Source organism: Actinomycetospora sp., assembly GCF_036497585.1.
In the GTDB taxonomy this organism is placed as follows: Bacteria; Actinomycetota; Actinomycetes; order Mycobacteriales; family Pseudonocardiaceae; genus Actinomycetospora.
The window spans coordinates 1-19,438 of the sequence record NZ_DASXJD010000099.1; the positions used below are offsets into that span (position 1 = coordinate 1).

The following is a 19,438-nucleotide window of genomic DNA, read 5'->3' on the forward strand; positions in this document are numbered from 1 at the left end:
CCCGCCCGGGTCCCAGCGCGCCGCCAACCACGAGGCCGGCAACCACCGACCGAGACCCGTCCGGGGCTCGTCCCACGCGCTTCGCCCCGCGACCGCCGGAACTGCCCGGCCGCCGTCGTCGTCGGGCACGTCCGGCAGGTCGGGCGCCATCCGCAGCCGAGCACCCGGCGTGCCGTCCGGGGCCGCGGGCCACCACCGCGGGTCGGGCTGCGGGTCGGGCAGCGGCGGGGCAGCGAGGGTCTGCAGCCGCAGGCGGGCGTCGTCGGGGACCACACCGCGCGACGCTAGGAACGCGCGGCCGTCTCCTCCGAACCCTCGACGAGCGCCTGGGGATCACTGGGGGTGCTGCTGCCGGTGGGGACGGCCGCCTGCTCCGGCCGGACCGGTGGACACCCACCGGTCGGCGCAGCGAGCGCACCCGAGATCACCGTCGCCACCGCCTCGCCCACCGCCCGGTGCGCCGGCCAGCCCCAGTGGATCCCGTCGGGGTTGCCGCGCCCGCTCAGCACGTGCTCGGCCACCAGCCCGGCCGAGTCCACCGTCACCACGCCATGCCCGTCCGCCCATGCCCGCAGCGCGGCGACGTGCCCCGACCGGCGCGGATGCACCCCGCCGTAGAGCGCCGAGCGGTGCACCGAGGGCAGCAGCAGGACGACCGGCGCGGCCGGCCGCAACGCCGTCACCGCCACCCGGCACCGCTCCAGGCACCGCACCGTCTCGGCCGCGGACAGCGCCGTCGGCCAGCCGCCCGCCCGCCGCGCCCCCGCGGTCGCCGCTGCGGCGTGCCCGGCCCGGTACGCCGCCCGCACCCGCGCCCGCAGCGCCGCGGGCCGCAGCACCGGGATCAGCTCACGCACCGCGGTCGGCAGCGGGGAGGGCAGCGAGTCCATGCCGCCGACGCCGAGCACGAGCACGTCCGCGTGCCGGACCGAGACCCACACCCGCGGGTCGGTGCGCACCGCCGACCACGCGTGGCGCGCGGTCCAGCCCAGGCCGGCGTGCAGGTCGGCGGTGCCGCGCAGCGCCGTCGCGGCGACGTGCGGCCAGAGGCGGGGCTCGTCGGCAGGGTGGGCGGTGCGGGGGCCGTGGAAGCTCAGGGAGTCGCCGAGCACGAGCAGGTGCAGGCCCTTCCGGCTCACGCGCACCGCCCGCCCGGCGTCACGCTCCGGCGCCCCACTCGACGAGCCGCCACCGGTCGATGCGGAACTCCAGCATCGACCACCGGCAGTTGCCCAGCGGCCCGAGCGTGGGCCACCGATCCACCGGCCAGCCGAGGAACGCGCACGTCGTCGCCATGATCACCCCGCCGTGCGCCACCAGCACGGCGGTCCCGCCGACCGCGCCGGGGCCCGGGAGGCCGACCAGTTCGTGCAGCACCGGGAGCGCCCGTTCCGCCGCGCCGACCCGGGACTCACCGCCGGGCGGCGCGAAGGCGGCGTCGTCGCGCCACCGGTCGAGCCCGCCGGGCCAGCCGGCCTCGACCTCGGTGTCGACCAGGCCCTGCCACTCCCCGACGTCGGTCTCCCGCAGCCGGGGCTCCTTGCGCGGCTCCAGCCCGGTGGCCTCCCCGACGACGAGCGCCGTCTGCAGGGCACGGGCCTGGTCGGAGCAGACGAGCACCGCGGGGTCGAGGCCCGCCACCAGCGGGGCCACCGCCTGGGCCTGCGCCTGCCCCGCCTCGTCGAGCGGCGGGTCGAGACGGCCCTGTATGCGCCGCTCGGCGTTCCACGTGGTGCGACCGTGGCGGAGCAGCACGACGCGCGTGATCACCTCGGGGCCGTTCATCGCACCGCGGTCAGTCGCCGGCGCGGACCGGGCCGGTGACCTCGGCGGGCAGCTCGAGCCGGGGGCAGTCCTTCCACAGCCGCTCGAGGCCGTAGAAGTCGCGCTCGTCGGTGTGCAGCACGTGCACGACGACGTCGCCGAAGTCGAGGAGCACCCAGCGGGCCTCCTGCCGGCCCTCCCGGCGGACCGCCTTGACGTCCTCGGCGCGCAGCTTCTCCTCGACGTTGTCGACCACGGCCTGCACCTGGCGCTCGTTGGGCGCCGAGGCGATGACGAAGCAGTCGGTGAGCGGGAGCCGCTCGGAGACGTCGATGGCGACCACGTCCTGGGCGAGCTTGTCGGCGGCGGCCAGGGCCGCGGTCTCGGCCAGGCGCCGCGCACTGTCGGTGGCGGCCATTGCCACCGACTCTACCCGGACCGCGACAGGTCGGTCCGGGCCCGGGGCTCCATACTCGGGGGATGGCGGACTTCGGCGACGGACTTGCCCAGGGACCCGACCTGCTCGCGGCCGCCGAGACCGCGGTGGCCGCGGCCACGGCCCCGTTGCAGGGCCGCCGCCCGGACCTGCTCGCCGTCTTCGTCTCCCACCCCGACCCCGACACCGCGGCGGACGCCGGCCGGCGCGCCATGGAGGTCGCGGGTGCGACGACGGCCTTCGGGTGCCGGGCCTCGGGCGTGATCGGGGACGGCCGCGGCGTCGAGGACTCCCCCGCCGTCGCGGTATGGGCAGCGACCCTGCCCGGCGTGCGCGTCACCCCGTTCCGGCTGCAGGCCGCGCGCCACGAGGGCGGCATCTCGGTCGGTGGCATGCCGGTGCCCGCCGAGGACGACGCCGTGGCGGTCATGCTCGCGGACCCGTTCACCTTCCCCGCGCAGGGCTTCGTCGAGCAGTCCGACTCCGCGCTCGGCGGGCTGCCGATCATCGGCGGTCTGGCGACGGCGCCCACCGGGACCAGCGCCCTCGGCCCGGCCCGCCCGGCGCCGGGCGGCGCCCGGCTCTTCCTCGACGGCGAGGTGCACGAGCGCGGCGCGATCGGGGTGCTGCTCGGCGGGGAGGTCGCGGTCCGCACGCTGGTCAGCCAGGGGTGCCGCCCGATCGGCCCGACGATGACGGTGACCGCCGCCGGCGGCTCCGAGCTCCACGCGCTCGCCGGGGTGCCCGCCTACCGCAAGCTCGAGGAGATCCTGCGCGACCTCGGGGAGACCGACCGCGAGCTCGCGCTGCAGGGCCTGCACCTCGGGATCGCGATCGACGAGTACGCCGACGCCCACGGCCGCGGCGACTTCCTCATCCGCGGCGTCGTCGGCGCCGACGAGGACACCCAGACCGTGACCGTCGGCGACATCGTCGAGGTCGGGCGCACGGTGCGCTTCCACGTCCGCGACGCGACGACCGCGGCCGAGGACCTGGACGCGCTCATGGCGGCGACCGGCGAGGACCGCCCGGTCGGCGGGGCACTGCTGTTCACCTGCAACGGGCGGGGCCGCATCATGTTCGGCGAGCCGGACTCCGCGTTCGGCGGGGCGAGCCACGACGTGCGCGCGGTCCGCCGCGGTCTGGCGCCCCGCGTGGCGGGGTTCTTCGCCGACGGCGAGATCGGCCCGGTGGCCTCGAAGAACCACCTCCACGGGTTCACGGCGTCGGTGCTCGCGTTCGGCGGATAGGTGCGCTGCGCGCTCGTGAGCACTTTCTGGGGTTATGACCCCCGAAAGTGCTCACGAGCGCGGAGCGCACCTCAGGCCGTCGAGGAGCACCTCGACGGCCCGCCGGCGGACCTCCGGCGCGACGGGCAGGAACGCCTGGGCCTGCGCGATCCCCCGCACCAGGAAGTGGATCTCGTCGACGCCGACGTCACGCCGGACCCGCCCCGTCTCCTGGGCCCGCTCGAGGACCTCGGCGACCACCACGCGGACCCGCTCCGCGGCCGCGTGGGAGGCCTCGCCCAGGCCGTCGTCGGCGAGCAGGGGCTCCGCCATCGCGAGCTTCGTCGGCGCCCGCCCCGCCATGTCGGCGACGAGCGTCCGCAGCGCCTCGACCGGGTCCTCGCCGGACGCCGTCGCGCGAGCCGCCTCGGCGAGATCGTCGAGGTGGGCGACGAGGGCGTGCTCGAGGAGGTCGCGCTTCGTCGGGAAGTGCCGGAACACCGTGCCCGTCCCGACACCGGCCCGGCGGGCGACCTCCTCCGTGGACGCCTCGGCCCCCTGCTCGGCGAACACCTCCTGCGCGGCCACGAGGACCCGCCGGCGGTTCGCCACGGCGTCTGCGCGCACGGCACCTCCCCTGGAAACGGAGCGACGGCTCCGCTACGGTCGCCGAAGCGGAGTGCTCACTCCGCATCCTCCTCGTCGGATCGAGGTCCCGATGGTCCCGCACCCGCCGTCGTCGCCGGAGTCGGTGGTCCGCGCCGTCATGGACGGGGTCAGCCGCCTCGTCCTGGGCGACCCGTCGCAGGTCGAACGGCTGGTGGGTCTCTACGCGGAGCCGACCCACGTCGTGCACCCGATGAACCCCGCGATCCCGCCGTTGCGGACCCGCGACGAGCTGCGCGCCCACTTCGCGGCAGCGCCGTCGCAGGTGGGCCGGCCGGACGGGTTCCGGCCCGCCGACGTCGTCGTGCACCACACCACCGACCCGGAGGTGGTGGTCGCGGACTTCCACTACGAGGTGACCCGCGGCGCGACGACGGCGAGCATCCCGTGCGTCTTCGTCGTCCGGGTCCGCGACGGGCTCATCGTGGACTCCCGCGATCACGCCGGGAGCGCTGCGGGGAGGTGAGTCGAGTGGACTCCCACGGTTGCGGCGGCGACCCCGGGAGTCCACTCGGTCCGGTGCAACCGCCGGTCAGCTCCGCTGCGGGTGGATCGTCTCCCCCCGCGCGAGCATCGCGACGTACTCGCCGATCCGCCGCGTCCGGGTCTCGGCCCGCTTGAGCTGCCCGAGCCGGTGCAGGATCGCGTACCGGTTCTGGCTGGTCAGCCGCTCGAACATCGCCGCGGCGTCCGGCGAGGCCGCCAGGGCGGCGGCGAGATCGTCAGGGACCTCGGCGGTCGCGGGGCCGGCGTAGGCGGCCTCCCAGCGGCCGTCGGCCTTGGCCCGCTCCACCTCCGCGAGCCCCGCCGGGTGCATCCGGCCCTCGTCGAGCAGCCGCGCCACGTGCCCGACGTTGCGCGCCGACCACGGGCTGCGCGCCCGTCGCGGGGTGTAGCGCTGGAACATCGTGAGCTCGTCCCGACGGCGGGCCTGCCCGTCGATCCACCCGTGGCACAGCGCCTCGTCGAGGGCCTCGTCGTAGACGAGCAGCGTCGGCGGCTCGGGATGCGCCAACGCCGCCTTCTTCGCCAGGACCAGCCACACGCCGGTCGGATCCGCGTGGTTCCCGGCCAACCACGCCCGCCAGGCGGCCGCGTCGGGCACCACGAGCTCGGGCTGGTCGGCCATCAGCTCAGGTGCTCCAGCCGCGACGGCGTCGCGCCGTCGCGGTAGAGCCCGCGCTTGGCGATGTACTGCACGACGCCGTCGGGCACCAGGTACCAGACCGGCTCACCCTTGGCGACGCGCACGCGGCAGTCGGTCGAGGAGATCGCCATCGCGGGCACCTCGATCAACGACACCGCACCCTGTGGTAGGTGCTTCGCGTCGAGGGTGAACCCGGGACGCGTGACGCCGACGAAGTGCGCGACCTCGAACATCTCGCTCGCCCGGTGCCACGAGAGGATCTGCTCGAGGGCGTCGGCGCCGGTGATGAAGTAGAGCTCGTCGCCGGGGAAGATCGCGGCCATGTCGTGCAGGGTGTCGACGGTGTAGGTCGGCCCGACGCGGTCGACGTCGACCCGGCTCGCCGTGAACCGCGGGTTGGACGCCGTCGCCACTACCGTCATGAGGTAGCGGTCCTCGGCGGCGGTCACGTCGGACTTCGACTTCTGCCACGGCTGCCCGGTCGGGACGAACACCACCTCGTCGAGGTCGAAGCGCAGCGCGGCCTCGCTGGCCGCGACCAGGTGTCCGTGGTGGATGGGGTCGAAGGTGCCGCCCATCACGCCGATGCGTCTGCTCATCGATGCCTCCGGATCACACCGGCAGCAGTCCGCCGACGACGCCCGCGAGCTGGGCCGCCGTCCGGCACTCGTGCATCGGCATGACGCGGCCGTACTCCCGCGCCGCGGAGTCCCCGGTGCCCCACTGCCGTTCCGGTTCGGGGTTGAGCCAGTGCGCGTGCCGCGCCCGGGCGACGATGCCAGCGAGGACGCCGAGGGCCGCGTCCTGGTGGTTCGTGCGCGCGTCGCCGAGGACGAGCAGCGAGCTGCGCTCGGTCACCGCGTCCGGCCAGCGCTCGGCGAACCGCTCGAACGCCCGGCCGTAGTCGGAGTGCCCGCTCCAGGCGACCAGCCCCGGGCGGGAGTGCACCTCGGTGAGCACCTGCGCGAGGTCCGCGCCGGGGGTGAACAGGTCGGTGACCTCGACGCACCCGTCGACGAAGCAGAAGATCCGGATGCGGGAGAACTGCTCGCGCAGCGCCTGCACCAGCATCATCGTGAAGTGACTGAACCCGGCCACCGAGCCGGAGACGTCGCAGAGCAGCACCAGCTCCGGGCGTCCCGGCCGCGGCCGGCGGTGCACGAGGTCGACGGGCACACCGCCCGTGGACATCGACCGCCGCAGCGTGCGCCGCATGTCGATCGGCCCGCGGTGGGCCCGACGACGGCGGGCGGCGAGCCGGGTCGCGAGGTGGCGGCCCAGCGGCGCGACCCGTCGTCGCAGATCGGCGAGGGTGTCCGCGCCCGCGGAGAGGAAGTCGGTCTGCTCGGCCTGGCGCCGCACCCCGGTGCGGGCCGCCGCCTCCCGGCCGCGAATCTCCGAGCCGCGCCGCGCGGTCTCGGCCTGCACCAGGCGGCGGAACTCCGCGATCCGGGCCCGCGTCTCCCGGCGCGCGACCTCCTCGGCGAACGGGCTGTCGGCCGTGTCGTCGCCGGCGGCCCGCCGCGCCCGCAGGTCGGCCAGCACCCGCGCGAGCAGCGTCTCCGGGCGCACGCTGTTGAGCGCCTGGTAGGAGGAGAACCCGGACGGTGAGCCGGCCGACCCGTCGGTCCCGGCGCCGGACCCATCGGAGCCGCTGCCCCGCCCGTTCCCGACGCCGAGGGCGCCCAGCCCGTCGACGACGGCGCGGGCGAGCTCGGACAGTGCCGCGGTGTCGCCGTCGGCGAGCAGCTGCGCCAGGAGGTCCCGCAGCGCGTCGATATCGACGCTGTCGACTCCATCGTCCCTGTAGGGCAGCGCGACCTCGCCGAGCGCGGCGCCCTGGCCCAGCGGGAACCAGAGATCGAACAGCGCGTCGAAGGTCGCCCGCTGCCCGGAGCGGCGCAGCAGAGCGGCCGCCAGACCCTCGCGCAGCTGCTCGCGGCGCAGCAGATCCAGCTCGGCCATCACCGCCGCGGCGTCGACGGTCTCGCCGGGCCCGACGTCCACGTGGTGGGTGCGCAGGGCCTGGACGAAGTCGACGAGGTGCGCGGGCAGGCCGCGATCCGGGGTGCTCATCGGATCAGTTCAGACGCAGCTCGGAGGACGCCTTGACCAGGTCGGAGCGGTGCTTGAGGACGACGCCGAGGCTCCGGCGCACGGCGTCGTCGTCGAGGGTGTCGAGGCCGAGCGCCACCAGCGTGCGGGCCCAGTCGATCGTCTCCGACACCGACGGCGCCTTGCGCAGCTCCAGCCCGCGCAGCACTCCGACGATGCGCACCAGTTCCTCCGCGAGCGCCTCGGGCAGCTGCGGCACCCGCGCCGCGACGATGCGGCGCTCCAGTTCGGCGTCGGGGAAGTCCAGGTGCAGGAACAGGCAGCGTCGCTTGAGCGCCTCGGAGAGCTCCCGGGTCGCGTTGGAGGTCAGCAGCGTGAACGGGCGCTGGGTGGCGGTGATGGTGCCCAGCTCCGGGACGGTGACCTGGAAGTCGCCGAGCACCTCGAGCAGCAGCCCCTCCACCTCGACGTCGGCCTTGTCGGTCTCGTCGACGAGCAGCACCGTCGGCTCGTCACGCCGGATGGCGGTGAGCAGCGGGCGGGTGAGCAGGAACTCCTCGGAGAAGACGTCGTCGCGCGCGTCGTCCCAGGTCTCGCCCTGGCTGGCCTGGATCCGCAACAGCTGCTTGGCGTGGTTCCACTCGTAGAGCGCGCGGGCCTCGTCGATGCCCTCGTAGCACTGCAGGCGCACCAGCCCCGAGCCTGTCGCCTCGGCGACCGCACGTGCCAGCTCGGTCTTCCCGACGCCGGCGGGGCCCTCCACGAGCAGCGGCTTGCCGAGGCGGTCGGCGAGGAACACCGTCGTCGCGACCGCGGTCGAGGCCAGGTAGCCGACGTCGGCGAGCCGGGTCACGACGTCGTCGACGGAGTCGAACAACGTCTTCCGGCCGGTCGAGTCGGTGCCCACGGGACCGCATCCTGCCCGCTGATCGTCCGCTTGTCCCGGGTTGGTGGCGTGCGGTGCCGTACCAGCGGTGCGGCTCTGCTCGCACCCGATGGCAGGAAAGCCCCGTCGTCGACGCGGCGCACCCACCCCGGAGGGCGCATGCTGGGTCCGGTGACGACCACCGACTCCGCGCCCGCGGTCCGCCGCGACGACGACGCCCCGACCACCCGCCTGCACGTGCCGGGCATCGGCACGATCGAGCTTTCGCGACCGGAGCTCGTGTATGTCGGCGGGATCGTCGCGCTCGGGGTGCTGGGGCTCCTCGACTGGCCGATCGCCCTGGTGATCGGGGCCGGCCACCTGCTCGCCGCGGACCGGAGCAACCGCGCGGCCCGCGCCCTCGGCGAGGTGGTGGAGGAGGTCGACGCGGACTAGCGCCCGACCCCGCCGTCACGATGCCGGGTGCTCCCACAGCGTCGCGCGGAAGAGGTCGAGGTAGCCGAGGCGCCGGTAGATCTCCTGCCCGTCGTCACTGGCGAGGAGCACCGACGGGAGCTCGGGTGCCACGTCCACGACGGCGGCGGTGATCGCCGTCCCGAATCCGCGGCGGCGGGCGGTGGGCAGCGTCGCGACCCAGTCGACCTCGACGATCCCGTGGTGCACCGCCGCGCCCGCAGTCGCCACCGGGACGCCGTCGGCGTAGCCCACGCGCAGGTGCAGCAGGGTCCGCGCGAGGGCGAGGTCGGCGATCGCGGGCACGCCCACCTCGGCCAGCCCGTACGCCGCGACGAGCACGGCCTGGAAGTCCGCGAGCGTGGCCGTGTCGGTCACCGGCCGGACGTCGAGGCGTGCGTCGGGCGGGGGCAGCGGCCCGGGCGGGCGCAGCATGAGGGGTGGGTGGCCGACGCGGCGCAGGCCGTGGCGGGTGAGGTCCGGGGTCGGGAAGACCGAGAGCACCACCCACCACCGTGACGAGGGGAAGAACGCGTCCGCCGCGGTGATGACACCGGGCCACTCGGCCTCGGCGAGCGGGCGCGTGACGACGACGGCGTTGTCATAGCCGAAGGGCGAGCGGAGGTCGGCCATCCGCGCGCCCTCGACCCACTTCCGCCTGCCCCCGGTGCGGTCGGCCATCGCGGCGATCCGGGCGGTGTAGGCGAGGACGAAGCGCCGGGTGATCGTGTCGCCCGCGGGCACCCGCGGCTCCCACCCCGTCGTCAGGACCTCCGTACTCACCTGCGCATCGTCCGTCGTGGTGACCAGGCTCACAAGACTCCGCCCGGCCGCTGTCCTCGCCGGACCGGGACCACGCTGTCGGACCGCTGTGTCACGGTGGTCGCATGACGGTGTCCTCGCCCGCCCATCCCGATCCGGCCGTGACCGACCTGCGCGCCGACGCCGAGTCCGCCCTGCGCGGGCTCGCGGGCCCGGACGCGGCGCTGCGGGAGGACCAGTGGCGCGCGATCGAGGCGCTCGTGGCCCACGGGCAGCGGGCGCTCGTCGTCCAGCGCACCGGGTGGGGCAAGTCGGCGGTGTACTTCGTCGCCACCGCACTGCTGCGGGCCCGGGGCAAGGGGCCGACCGTGATCGTCAGCCCGCTGCTGGCGCTGATGCGCAACCAGATCGAGGCGGCCGCGCGGGCCGGTATCCACGCCGTGACCGTGAACTCCGCGAACACCGACGACTGGCAGCTCGTGTACGACCAGGTGCGTGCCGGCCAGGTCGACGTGCTGCTCGTCAGCCCGGAGCGGCTCAACAACCCCGAGTTCCGTGACCAGGTGCTCCCCGAGCTCTCCCGCACCGCCGGCCTGCTCGTGGTGGACGAGGCCCACTGCATCTCCGACTGGGGGCACGACTTCCGGCCCGACTACCGCCGGCTGCGCACCCTCATCTCCGAGCTCCCCGACGGCGTGCCGGTGCTGGCGACGACGGCGACCGCGAACGACCGGGTGACCACCGACGTCGCCGATCAGCTGGGGGTGAGCGCCGCCCACGGCGAGGCGCTGGTCCTGCGGGGCGAGCTGGACCGGGAGTCGCTCCACCTGGGTGTGCTGGCGCTGCCGAAGGGCGCTGACCGGTTCGCCTGGCTCGCGCAGCACCTCGACGACCTGCCGGGCTCGGGGATCGTCTACACGTTGACGGTGTCCGCGGCCGACGAGCTCGCCGCGTTCCTGCGCGAGCGCGGGCACGCGGTGGCCGCCTACACGGGCAAGACCGACCCGGCCGAGCGCGAGCGCGCCGAGGACGACCTGCTGGCCAACCGCGTGAAGGCGCTGGTGGCCACCTCGGCGCTGGGCATGGGGTTCGACAAGCCGGACCTCGGGTTCGTCGTGCACCTCGGCGCGCCGCAGTCGCCGGTCGCGTACTACCAGCAGATCGGCCGCGCGGGCCGCGGCGTCGAGCGCGCCGAGGTCCTGCTCCTGCCCGGCCCGGAGGACCGCGACATCTGGGCGTACTGCGCCTCGCTCGCCTTCCCCGCCGAGCCGCAGGTCCGGGTCGCGCTCTCGGTGCTGGGCGACGCCGGGCGCCCGCTGTCGACCGCGGCGCTCGAGCCGCGCGTCGAGCTCTCCCGGGGGCGGCTGGAGATGATGCTCAAGGTCCTCGACACCGACGGCGCCGTCCGCCGGGTCAAGGGCGGTTGGGAGGCCACCGGCGAGCCCTGGGAGTACGACGGTGCCCGCTACACCGGCCTCGCGAAGGCCCGGCGTGCCGAGCAGCAGGCGATGCTCGACTACATCGCCACCGACGGCTGCCGCATGGACTTCCTGCGCCGCCAACTGGACGACCCGGGGGCCGAGCCGTGCGGCCGCTGCGACAACTGCACCGGGCGCCACCACGACGCGGCGATCGGCGAGGACGTCCGGGTCCAGGCCCAGGAGGTGCTCGACCGGCCGGGGGTGCCGCTGGCGCCGCGCAAGCAGTGGCCGAGCGGGATGGACGCGCTCGACGTGCCGCTCAAGGGGAAGATCAAGCCGGAGGAGGCCGCCGAGGAGGGCCGGGCGCTCGGGCGGCTCACCGACGTCGGCTGGGGCCCGCGCCTGCGCCCGCTGCTGCGCACCGACGACCTCGTGCCCGACGCCCTGGTCGATGCCGCCGTCGAGGTCCTCAAGGGGTGGGGCTGGCCGGAGCGCCCGACCGCCGTGGTGTGGCTGCCGAGCCGCGCCCGGCCCGCCCTGGTGGAGAGCTTCGCCCAGCGCATCGGCTCGATCGGGCGGCTCCCGCTGCTCGGGGCGCTCGATGACTCCGCTCCGCCGGTCTTCACCGACCCGGAGGACGACGCCGAACCGGAATCCCCGAACTCCGCCCAGCGGCTCGCCGAGATGTACCGACGGCTGTCGGTGCCGCCGTCGATCACCCCGACCGGCCCGGTGCTGCTGGTCGACGACGTCAGCGACTCCGGCTGGACCCTGACCGTCGCCGCGACGCTGCTCCGCCGTGCCGGGGCCACCGCCGTCCTGCCCCTGACACTGGCGACGACGAACTGAGCCCCTCCGCCATCCGGCCGCCTCCCCGCATCGGACAACTGGACGTGGCCCGACCGACCGGCGAGAGTGACCGGCACATCCGATGCCCACGAGCTGGAGAGGCCCGACCGTGGACACCCGCGCCAACACCGTCGACGCCGTCGTGCGCCGCAGCGCCCGCCGCACCCCCGACCGCACCGCCCTGCTCTTCGCCGACCGCTCCTGGACCTACCGCGAGCTCGACGACGCGACGAGCCGGACCGCGGGGTGGCTGCGCCGCCTCGGGGTCGCGCAGGGCGACCGGGTGGCCACCTACGGCCAGAACTCCGACGCCTACCTGCTGAGCTTCCTCGGCGCGGCACGGCTCGGGGCGATCCACGTGCCGATCAACTACGCGCTCACCGGCGAGGAGCTCGCGTACCTGATCGAGCAGTCCGGCAGCAAGGTGCTCGTCGTCGACCCGAAGCTCGCCGCCAACGTCGAGGCCCTCGCCACCCGCCCCGAGCAGGTCGTCCCGATGCGCGACGCCCCGGGGAGCCTGCTCGAGGCCGCCCGCACCGGCGGGATCCCCGACCTCGACGACATCACGGTGGCCGACTCCGACCTGGTCCAGCTGCTCTACACCAGCGGGACGACGTCGAAGCCCAAGGGCGCGATGATGACCCACCGGGGTCTGGTGCACGAGTACGTCTCGGGCATCCACGCCCTGCAGATGACGCAGGACGACGAGCCGCTGCACGCGATGCCGCTCTACCACTCGGCGGGGATGCAGCTGTTCATGCTCCCCTACCTCGCCGTCGGCGCCACGAACCACCTCATGGAGGTCCCTGACGTCCCCGAGATCCTCCGCCGGATCGAGGCCGGCCGGATCGGGGCGCTCTTCCTCGCGCCGACCGTGTGGGTCCCCGCGGTCAACCACGCCGACTTCGCCACCCGCGACCTGTCGAGCCTGCGCAAGGCGTTCTACGGCGCGTCGATCATGCCGGGCCCGATCCTGGCGCGGCTGCGCGAGGCGCTCCCGGAGCTCGGGGTCTACAACTGCTTCGGCCAGTCCGAGATCGGTCCGCTCGCCACCGTCCTGCAGCCCGAGGAGCACCACGAGCGCCCCGACTCCTGCGGACGCCCCGTCCTCTTCGTCGAGTTGCGGGTCATCGACGACGACGGGAACGACGTCGAGCCGGGCGGCTCCGGCGAGGTCGTGTACCGCTCGCCGCAGCTCTGCGAGGGCTACTGGGACAAGCCGGAGGAGACCGCCGAGGCGTTCCGCGACGGCTGGTTCCACTCCGGGGACCTGGTGCGCATCGACGAGCAGGGGTTCATCACGGTCGTCGACCGGATCAAGGACGTCATCAACACCGGCGGGGTCCTCGTCGCCTCGCGCGAGGTGGAGGACGCGCTCTACACCCACCCGGCGGTCGCCGAGGTCGCCGTCATCGGCACCCCCGACGACCGCTGGATCGAGGCGGTGACGGCGTTCGTGGTGCTGCGCGACGACCACGACGCGGGCGGCTTCGACACCGGCGAGCTCATCAGCCACGCCAAGGGCAGGCTCGCGAAGTTCAAGGTGCCCAAGTCGGTCCACCTCATCGACGAGCTGCCCCGCAACCAGTCCGGCAAGCTCCTCAAGCGCGTCCTGCGCGAGAAGATCTGAGCATGGCCGCCGTGCCCGCCCCGCCCGCCCGGGGGACCTGGTTCACCCGCGGCGGCTGGTGGTTCCTGGTCCACGTGGGGAGCCTCGGGATCCTCGCGGCCGTGCCGTTCACCCACGCCGCGGTGGTGTCGCGGCGGATCGGGCACGGCGTCCTCGCGGCCGCGGTGCTCACCGCGACGCTGCTGACGTTCCTGCTGCTCGGCACCGCGCACGAGGACGCCGCGGGCCATCCCGAGGGGTTCCTGGCCGGCCTCGGCGGCACGCTGCTGATGCTGGTGCTGCTCGGCGGGCTGGCGAGCCTCGTCGTCGTCCGCCAGCAGGTCTACGGCGAGAAGCCCGCGTCGTCGGCGCCGCAACCGGCCCTCGCCCGGGCGCTCGCCGCCCGGACCCGGCGCGACGAGGCCCGCCGGCTCGCGACGTCGGACCCGCTGCTGGCGCGCGACCTGCGGATCGGTCGGCCCGACCTGCCCCGCGAGTACGACGACGGCGGGCTCGTCGACCTCAACTCCGCGCCGGCTCCGGTCGTCGCGTCGGTCTGTGGGCTCGAACCGGTGCACGCCGAGGGCATCCTGACGGCGCGGCGCGCGGCGGGTCGCTTCGCGTCGGTCGACGACGTGTTCGCGTGGGCCGAGCTCCCGGTCGAGATCTGGGACCGGGTCCGCGACCGCGGGATCGTGCTCTAGGCCGACCGCACCCCCCGGTGGCATCCGCCACGAATGGGTGACGCTAGCGTCGCTGGATCGATCCGTTGACCTCGCTCCCCCGTGCGCGGCGCGGCGCCGCGCGACGGGATCGGGTGCTCGCCGCGGTGGCGGGCCTACCCGGAGCGCTCACGAACGCCGCCGAGGACCTGCGTGCCCTCGCGATCCCGCGCCGCGTCGCGGTCCCGGCCGCCGCGGGCGGGCTCGCGGCCACCGTCACGCTCCTCGGCGTCGCGCTGCGCATCGGGCTCGTCCGACTGCCCCTGCTCGGCGGCGGGCTGATCGGGGTCGGCGACAACGGCGACGCCTTCCGACTGTTCTGCACCGCGGGCCTCACGCCGGACACGCCGAGCCGCTTCTCGCTCTGGCGGGGCGTCGTCGTCACCGGGTTCACCACCGGCGCGAAGCCGTGCACCGCCGCCCCGTCATCGTCGGCGACGCTGCTCCGGCTCGTCGTCCCCGGCGACCCGGGGCTGTGGTCGCTGACCAGCTACGCGTGGCTGCTCGCCGGCGTCGCCGCACTCGGGGCCGGGCTGGGCGCCGCGGCCCTCGCCGCGGTCGGGCCCGCCCGCGCCGCGCTGGTCGCGATCCCGCTGGTGCCGCTGCTGGTGGTCTCCTGGTGGTCCCGGTTCCTCGTCTCGCTCTACGCCGAGCCGGCCGCGCTGGTGGGCACCGTGTGGGTGCTCACCGGCCTGCTCGTCGTGGGCGGGACCCGGCCCGCCGACCGGGTGCCCCGGCTCGTCGCATTGGGCCTGCTCGCCCTCGGCGGCCTCGTGGCCGCCACCGCGAAGCCCGGCTTCATCCCGGTCGGCGGGGTGGCGCTGCTGTGCTGCGCGCTGGTCGTGGTGCGCGCCCCGACCTCGGCGGGACGACCGCGCCGGGTGCTCGCCCGCCTCGCCGGGCCCCTGGTAGCGCTCGCCCTGCTCGTCGGCGCGGCCAGTCCCGTGGCCGAGAGCATCGTGGGCCAGGACCGCAGCTACGGCGCCGTCAACGCCCACAACCTGATCTTCACCGCGCTCATGCCGGCCCTCGGCCCGGACACCGTCATGCCCGCCGTCGGGCTGCCCCCGGCCGCCGGGTCGCACTCCGGCGAGGGCTTCTACTGGGCAGGCGGGTTCGACATCCCGGGCTGGACGCCCGCGATCGGCGACCGCCCCGCCGAGGCCCGCGCCACCGCCCGCACCCTGATCGCGGAGCACCCGGAGGCACTCGCGACCATGGTCGGGCGCGGACTCACCGCGACGATGCGCCCGCAGCTGCCCTACCTGCCCTCGGCGCCCCGCGGCACCGCCCCCGAGCACTTCGAGGGCCTCACCCCCTTCCCCGAGGCCGGGCCGCAGACCACGATGCTGCTCGGCTGGCTCGCCGGCATCGGCGCCGGGTGGCTGCCGCTGGTGACGGTGCTGCTGGCGCTGGCGGCGGGCGCGACGACGCTCCTGCCGCGGGCCCGCCGGGCGGACCCGCTCGCGATCGGGCTGGTGCGCGTCGCGGCGGGCGCGGCGCTGCTCGGGCTGGGGATCGTCACCCTGGCCGTGCTCGGCGACGGCTACTACGAGCTCTCCAAGCACGTCTGGCTCGGCTCGTACTGCTTCGCGGCGACCGGCCTCTCCGGCGCCGCGGCCGCCGTCGTCGCGGCGACGAGGCGCTACCGCCGAGCGGGACCGGCCTAGCCCAACCCGACCGCGGTCGAGGCCGGCACCACCACGAACTGGCGCAGGCACAGGTCGGTGAACACCACGGGACCGCGCGGACCGGGCACGTGGTCGACGTTGATCCCGGTCTCGGGCACGCGACGCAGCTTGAACCCGTCGAGCAGGCGTGTCGTGGCGTTCCAGAACGCGCCGGTGCCCGCGTAGGTGTCGAGGAAGATCCGTGCGGCGGCCTCGTCGGCGGTCACCACCGTGGCGGCGAGCCCCGAGGTCTCCCGGTTGGCGATCGCCGCGGCGTCGGCCGGCCCGTCGGCGGGGGCCACGGTCACCGTCGCCTCGTGCCCGTCGTCGAGCGCCCACTCGTGACCGAGCGGGTGCTCGTGCGGGGGCAGCGACGCCCGGACGCCCGCCTCGCGCAGCAGGTCGACCAGGGCCGGCACGACGCCGTCCCACTGGGGCCGGTCGACCAGCAGCAGGTTGAGGCGGTTGCACACCCCGAGCCGGTCGAGCGAGGACGTGACCAGCCGCGTCGTCAGCGCCGGGTCGGCCGCGCGGTCGACGTAGAGCACCCCGCCGCCGTCGGCGTGCGCGAGGGTGCGCACCCCGTGCTGCGCGGCCTCGAGGCCCAGCGAGCGCGTGGTCTCCCCCGACCCGCGGAGGATCACCAGCCCGATCAGCCCGGGCCGGCGGACCAGCTCGACGGCGCACTCACGGCGCGCGTCCCCGATCAGGGTCACCGCGTCCGCCGGCAGCCCCGCCGCCTCGAGGGCCGGCGAGACGACGTCGGCCATGAGCGCCGTCGCCGACGCGAGCGCGGCTCCGCCGGTGCGCAGCACCCCCGCGTTGCGGGACTTGACCAGCTGCGAGGCGACGTCGACGACGACGTTGGGCCGCGCCTCGAAGTTCGCGCCGATGACGCCGACCGGACGCCGCCGCTCGACCAGGCGCAGCCCGTCGGGTCGCTCCTCGAGCACCGTGTCGCGCGGCGGCGCGGGAACGTCGGCGAGCTCGCGCAACGACTCCGCCATCGTCGCGAGCCGGTCCTCGCCGAGGCGCAGCCGGTCGACGAGCGCCGTCGTCATGCCCGCGTCGAGGGCGGCGGCGACATCGGCCTCGTTGGCGGTCGCGAGGGTCGGTGCCTTGGCCAGCAGCAGGTCGGCCATGCCGCGCAGCGCCGCCGCGATCCGGTCGTCCGTCGCGGCCGCCATCGCCGGCGCCGCGGCCGATGCCTGCTCCCCGCAGTCGGTCACGATCTCGGCCGGGCTCGTCCGCAGGGGCGTGCTGGTCATCGGTCCAGTATGCCGACCTCGCGCACGCGGGTTCCCGACGCCGGGTGCGGCCCGTTCCGCTCCCCGCACCATGCCTTTCCGCTTCGCCGGACCAGGCAATTCGATCGTGGAATCCGGCGCGCTTCCGCTGTGCCGAGTTCCATGATCGATTGCCTAGCGTCCACGGAGTAGTGCCGAGCCGGTCCGGACTAGACCGAGGCCGCCGCCGCCGCGCGGACCGGGACGAGGTCGTCGGCGTGGACGACCTCCCGACGCAGCTCGGGCGCGAGATCGCGGGTCTTGCGCCCGACCAGCTCCGGCATCTCCTCGGCGTCGAACGCGACCACGCCGCGGGCCACGGTCTCCCCGCGCGGGCCGACGAGCTCCACCACGTCGCCGGCCTCGAAGTCGCCGTCCGAGCCCGTGATGCCCGCCGCGAGCAGCGAGCGCCGCTTCGACGCCGGGCCCGAGGTGACCGCGCGGACCGCGCCGTCGTCGAGGTGCAAGCGGCCGCGCGAGCCCGCCATGTGCCGCAGCCAGAACCGTCGTGCCGAGAGCCGCGGGCCGGTCGGGGCGAACACCGTCCCGACCTCGGCGCCCCCGTCGGCCGCCGTCGCGAGCGCGGCCGGGGCAGCCCAGGCCGCCGCGACGAGGACCGGGACCCCGGCTCCGGAGGCGAGGTCCGCGGCCGCCAGCTTCGACGCCATCCCGCCCGTCCCGACGGCGGCCGCGCCCGGCTTCGCGATCCGCACCTGCTCCAGGTCGGCGACCCCGTGCACCTCGTCGAGCATCGACGCGCCCGGGCGGCGCGGGTCGTCGTCGTACACGCCGTCGACGTCGGAGAGCAGCACGAGCGCGTCGGCGCCGACGATGTGGGCGACGAGGGCGGCGAGCCGGTCGTTGTCACCGAAGCGGATCTCGTCGGTGGCCGTGGTGTCGTTCTCGTTGACCACGGGCACGACGCCGAGGCCGAGCAGCCGCTCGAAGGTCCGCTGCGCGTTGCGGTAGGGGGCGCGGCGCACCACGTCGTGGCTGGTCAGCAGCACCTGCCCGACCACGCGGTCGTGGCGGGCGAAGGCGTCGGCGTAGGCCCGGGTCAGGTGGAGCTGCCCGACCGAGGCCGCCGCCTGCTGGCTCGCGAGGTCACGGGGGCGCCGCGCGAACCCGAGCGGGGCGAGCCCGGCGGCGATCGCGCCCGAGGACACCAGCACCACCTGGGTGCCGGCCGCCACCCGGCCCGCGACGGCGTCGACCAGCGCGTCCAGCCGCGCCACGTCGAGCCCGCCCGAGACGCTCGAGAGCGACGACGAGCCGATCTTCACCACGAGACGGCGGGCGCCGGCGACGGTCTCCCGCGCGATCACTCGTCGTCCCACCCGGCGGCGTCGTCGTACCCCTCGTACCCGTCGCCGCCGTCCACCCAGCTCGGCACGCCCAGCTCGGCGTCGTCGCGATGGCGGCGGCGCGCCTTCTTCGCGGCCTTGCGCTCCGAGGCGCTGATGCGCTCGGCGTACGCGGCGTTGCCGACGCGGGCGTCGGTGCCGCGGTTGCCCTGCTGCACCCCGCCGCCCAGGGCTGCGACGCCGGCCGGGGTCGAGGGCTCCCAGTCGAAGGTGTGCACGCCGATGGTGACCATGTCCCCGGGCCGTGCGCCCGCCTCGGCGAGGGCCTCCTCGACGCCGAGGCGCGCGAGCCGGTCGGCGAGGTAGCCGACGGCCTCGTCGTTGGTGAAGTCGGTCTGGCGCACCCAGCGCTCGGGCTTGGCGCCGCGGACGCGCCAGGCGGGGCCGTCGGCGGGGTCGATGTCGTCGCCGGTGTCGGCCTCGACGGTGAAGCCGGAGTCGTCGACCGCGGTCGGGCGCAGCACGATGCGCTGCGCCGACGTCGTGCCCACAGCGCTCTCCCGCGCGTCCGCGACCGCGCCGGCCATGAGGAAGGTCAGCTCGCGCAGGCCGGTGCGCGCCGCGGTCGAGATCTCGACGACGGGCCAGCCGAACGCCTCGACGTCGGGGCGCACCAGCTCGGCGAGCTCGGCGGCGTCGGGCACGTCGACCTTGTTGAGCGCGACGATGCGCGGCCGGGAGCCCATGTCGGTGCCGAGCGCGGGGGTGTAGGACGCGAGCTCGTGCTCGAGGGCCCGGATGTCCGAAACCGGGTCGCGGTCGGTCTCGAAGGTGGCGCAGTCGACGACGTGCACGAGCACCGAGCACCGCTCGATGTGGCGCAGGAAGTCCAGGCCGAGCCCCTTGCCGCCGGACGCGCCGGGGATGAGCCCGGGGACGTCGGCGACGGTGAACGTGGTGTCGCCGGCGCTGACCACCCCGAGGTGCGGGGTGAGCGTGGTGAACGGGTAGTCCGCGACCTTCGGCCTCGCCGCCGACAGCGCGCTGACCAGCGAGGACTTCCCGGCGCTGGGGAACCCGAGCAGCCCGACGTCGGCCATCGAGCGCAGCTCGAGCACGAGGTCGAGGGTGTCGCCCGGCTCGCCGAGCAGCGCGAACCCGGGGGCCTTGCGGGTGGGG

The 19,438-nt window shown here is 75.3% G+C and carries 20 protein-coding genes; 7 read left to right on the plus strand and 13 right to left on the minus strand.

Going from position 1 to position 19,438, the window contains the following annotated elements:
• The 4 genes from VGH76_RS09490 to rsfS form a co-directional block, all read right to left on the minus strand.
• Positions 1-273 (minus strand): hypothetical protein (locus VGH76_RS09490; RefSeq protein WP_331556412.1); only part of this gene is annotated, 273 nt, incomplete at its 3' end.
• 11 nt (positions 274-284) lie between these two features.
• Complete coding sequence (gene octT, locus VGH76_RS09495) at positions 285-1,139, minus strand: diglucosylglycerate octanoyltransferase (RefSeq protein WP_331556413.1); 855 nt, start codon at positions 1,137-1,139, stop codon at positions 285-287.
• 19 nt (positions 1,140-1,158) lie between these two features.
• On the minus strand, positions 1,159-1,785 hold the full coding sequence (locus VGH76_RS09500) for a histidine phosphatase family protein (protein ID WP_331556414.1): 627 nt from the start codon (positions 1,783-1,785) through the stop codon (positions 1,159-1,161).
• 10 nt (positions 1,786-1,795) lie between these two features.
• Positions 1,796-2,182 (minus strand): ribosome silencing factor, encoded by a 387-nt coding sequence (rsfS, locus tag VGH76_RS09505; RefSeq protein WP_331556415.1) that lies wholly within the window; start codon positions 2,180-2,182, stop codon positions 1,796-1,798.
• Between the two features lie 62 nt (positions 2,183-2,244).
• On the opposite strand from rsfS, the gene VGH76_RS09510 reads away from it, so the two are divergent.
• Positions 2,245-3,450, plus strand: coding sequence for an FIST signal transduction protein (locus VGH76_RS09510; RefSeq protein WP_331556416.1), 1,206 nt, complete (start codon positions 2,245-2,247; stop codon positions 3,448-3,450).
• Positions 3,451-3,501: 51 nt separating this feature from the next.
• Here VGH76_RS09510 and VGH76_RS09515 read toward each other — a convergent pair whose 3' ends face one another.
• A complete protein-coding gene (locus VGH76_RS09515) occupies positions 3,502-4,056 on the minus strand; it encodes a helix-turn-helix domain-containing protein (RefSeq protein ID WP_331556417.1) in 555 nt (184 codons plus the stop codon).
• A 91-nt stretch (positions 4,057-4,147) separates the two neighbouring features.
• Between VGH76_RS09515 and VGH76_RS09520 the strand changes: the two genes are divergently transcribed.
• Entirely contained in the window at positions 4,148-4,561 is a 414-nt protein-coding gene (locus tag VGH76_RS09520; RefSeq protein WP_331556418.1) for a nuclear transport factor 2 family protein, read from the plus strand.
• 66 nt (positions 4,562-4,627) lie between these two features.
• Here the strand turns inward: VGH76_RS09520 and VGH76_RS09525 are convergent, their stop codons facing one another.
• The 4 genes from VGH76_RS09525 to VGH76_RS09540 are packed head-to-tail and all read right to left on the minus strand — an operon-like array spanning position 4,628 to position 8,204.
• Positions 4,628-5,224 carry a YdeI/OmpD-associated family protein gene (locus VGH76_RS09525; RefSeq protein WP_331556419.1) on the minus strand — a complete coding sequence of 199 codons (597 nt, stop codon included), beginning with the start codon at positions 5,222-5,224 and terminating at the stop codon, positions 4,628-4,630.
• Positions 5,224-5,841, minus strand: a complete 618-nt coding sequence (gene nadD / locus VGH76_RS09530) for a nicotinate-nucleotide adenylyltransferase (protein ID WP_331556420.1) — start codon at positions 5,839-5,841, stop codon at positions 5,224-5,226. Before nadD ends, VGH76_RS09525 begins: the two co-directional genes overlap by 1 nt.
• Before the next feature lie 13 nt (positions 5,842-5,854).
• A complete protein-coding gene (locus tag VGH76_RS09535; protein WP_331556421.1) occupies positions 5,855-7,318 on the minus strand; it encodes a VWA domain-containing protein in 1,464 nt (487 codons plus the stop codon).
• 4 nt (positions 7,319-7,322) lie between these two features.
• The gene (locus VGH76_RS09540; protein WP_331556422.1) at positions 7,323-8,204 is read right to left on the minus strand and encodes a MoxR family ATPase; all 882 of its coding nucleotides are present in this window, start codon (positions 8,202-8,204) and stop codon (positions 7,323-7,325) included.
• Positions 8,205-8,354: 150 nt separating this feature from the next.
• Between VGH76_RS09540 and VGH76_RS09545 the strand changes: the two genes are divergently transcribed.
• Positions 8,355-8,618, plus strand: a complete 264-nt coding sequence (locus VGH76_RS09545; RefSeq protein ID WP_331556423.1) for a hypothetical protein — start codon at positions 8,355-8,357, stop codon at positions 8,616-8,618.
• 15 nt (positions 8,619-8,633) lie between these two features.
• Here the strand turns inward: VGH76_RS09545 and VGH76_RS09550 are convergent, their stop codons facing one another.
• Positions 8,634-9,419, minus strand: coding sequence for a GNAT family N-acetyltransferase (locus tag VGH76_RS09550; RefSeq protein ID WP_331556424.1), 786 nt, complete (start codon positions 9,417-9,419; stop codon positions 8,634-8,636).
• Between the two features lie 104 nt (positions 9,420-9,523).
• Here VGH76_RS09550 and VGH76_RS09555 point away from each other — a divergent pair, with 104 nt between their 5' ends.
• The 4 genes from VGH76_RS09555 (at position 9,524) to VGH76_RS09570 (ending at position 15,669) form a co-directional block, all read left to right on the plus strand.
• On the plus strand, positions 9,524-11,668 hold the full coding sequence (locus VGH76_RS09555) for a RecQ family ATP-dependent DNA helicase (protein ID WP_331556426.1): 2,145 nt from the start codon (positions 9,524-9,526) through the stop codon (positions 11,666-11,668).
• Positions 11,669-11,750: 82 nt separating this feature from the next.
• Positions 11,751-13,298, plus strand: a complete 1,548-nt coding sequence (locus VGH76_RS09560) for a fatty acyl-CoA synthetase (protein WP_331556427.1) — start codon at positions 11,751-11,753, stop codon at positions 13,296-13,298.
• A gap of 2 nt (positions 13,299-13,300) precedes the next feature.
• On the plus strand, positions 13,301-13,981 hold the full coding sequence (locus tag VGH76_RS09565) for a hypothetical protein (protein ID WP_331556428.1): 681 nt from the start codon (positions 13,301-13,303) through the stop codon (positions 13,979-13,981).
• 65 nt (positions 13,982-14,046) lie between these two features.
• Positions 14,047-15,669, plus strand: a complete 1,623-nt coding sequence (locus tag VGH76_RS09570) for a hypothetical protein (protein ID WP_331556429.1) — start codon at positions 14,047-14,049, stop codon at positions 15,667-15,669.
• Here VGH76_RS09570 and VGH76_RS09575 read toward each other — a convergent pair.
• The 3 genes from VGH76_RS09575 to obgE form a co-directional block, all read right to left on the minus strand.
• Entirely contained in the window at positions 15,666-16,937 is a 1,272-nt protein-coding gene (locus VGH76_RS09575) for an aldehyde dehydrogenase family protein (RefSeq protein ID WP_331556430.1), read from the minus strand. The genes VGH76_RS09570 and VGH76_RS09575 overlap by 4 nt on opposite strands.
• Positions 16,938-17,125: 188 nt before the next feature.
• Complete coding sequence (gene proB / locus VGH76_RS09580; protein WP_331556431.1) at positions 17,126-18,292, minus strand: glutamate 5-kinase; 1,167 nt, start codon at positions 18,290-18,292, stop codon at positions 17,126-17,128.
• On the minus strand, positions 18,277-19,438 hold a 1,162-nt coding region (gene obgE, locus VGH76_RS09585; RefSeq protein ID WP_331556432.1), incomplete at its 5' end, for a GTPase ObgE. The genes obgE and proB, both read right to left, overlap by 16 nt.

Bases quoted from the DNA above. Each gene is read 5' to 3' on its own strand.
- VGH76_RS09500 (WP_331556414.1), bottom strand. From the start codon at position 1,785: ATGAACGGCCCCGAGGTGATCACGCGCGTCGTGCTGCTCCGCCACGGT.
- rsfS (WP_331556415.1), bottom strand. From the start codon at position 2,182: ATGGCCGCCACCGACAGTGCGCGGCGCCTGGCCGAGACCGCGGCCCTG.
- VGH76_RS09510 (WP_331556416.1), top strand. From the start codon at position 2,245: ATGGCGGACTTCGGCGACGGACTTGCCCAGGGACCCGACCTGCTCGCG.
- VGH76_RS09520 (WP_331556418.1), top strand. From the start codon at position 4,148: ATGGTCCCGCACCCGCCGTCGTCGCCGGAGTCGGTGGTCCGCGCCGTC.
- VGH76_RS09525 (WP_331556419.1), bottom strand. From the start codon at position 5,224: ATGGCCGACCAGCCCGAGCTCGTGGTGCCCGACGCGGCCGCCTGGCGG.
- nadD (WP_331556420.1), bottom strand. From the start codon at position 5,841: ATGAGCAGACGCATCGGCGTGATGGGCGGCACCTTCGACCCCATCCAC.
- VGH76_RS09535 (WP_331556421.1), bottom strand. From the start codon at position 7,318: ATGAGCACCCCGGATCGCGGCCTGCCCGCGCACCTCGTCGACTTCGTC.
- VGH76_RS09555 (WP_331556426.1), top strand. From the start codon at position 9,524: ATGACGGTGTCCTCGCCCGCCCATCCCGATCCGGCCGTGACCGACCTG.
- VGH76_RS09560 (WP_331556427.1), top strand. From the start codon at position 11,751: ATGCCCACGAGCTGGAGAGGCCCGACCGTGGACACCCGCGCCAACACC.
- VGH76_RS09565 (WP_331556428.1), top strand. From the start codon at position 13,301: ATGGCCGCCGTGCCCGCCCCGCCCGCCCGGGGGACCTGGTTCACCCGC.
- VGH76_RS09575 (WP_331556430.1), bottom strand. From the start codon at position 16,937: ATGACCAGCACGCCCCTGCGGACGAGCCCGGCCGAGATCGTGACCGAC.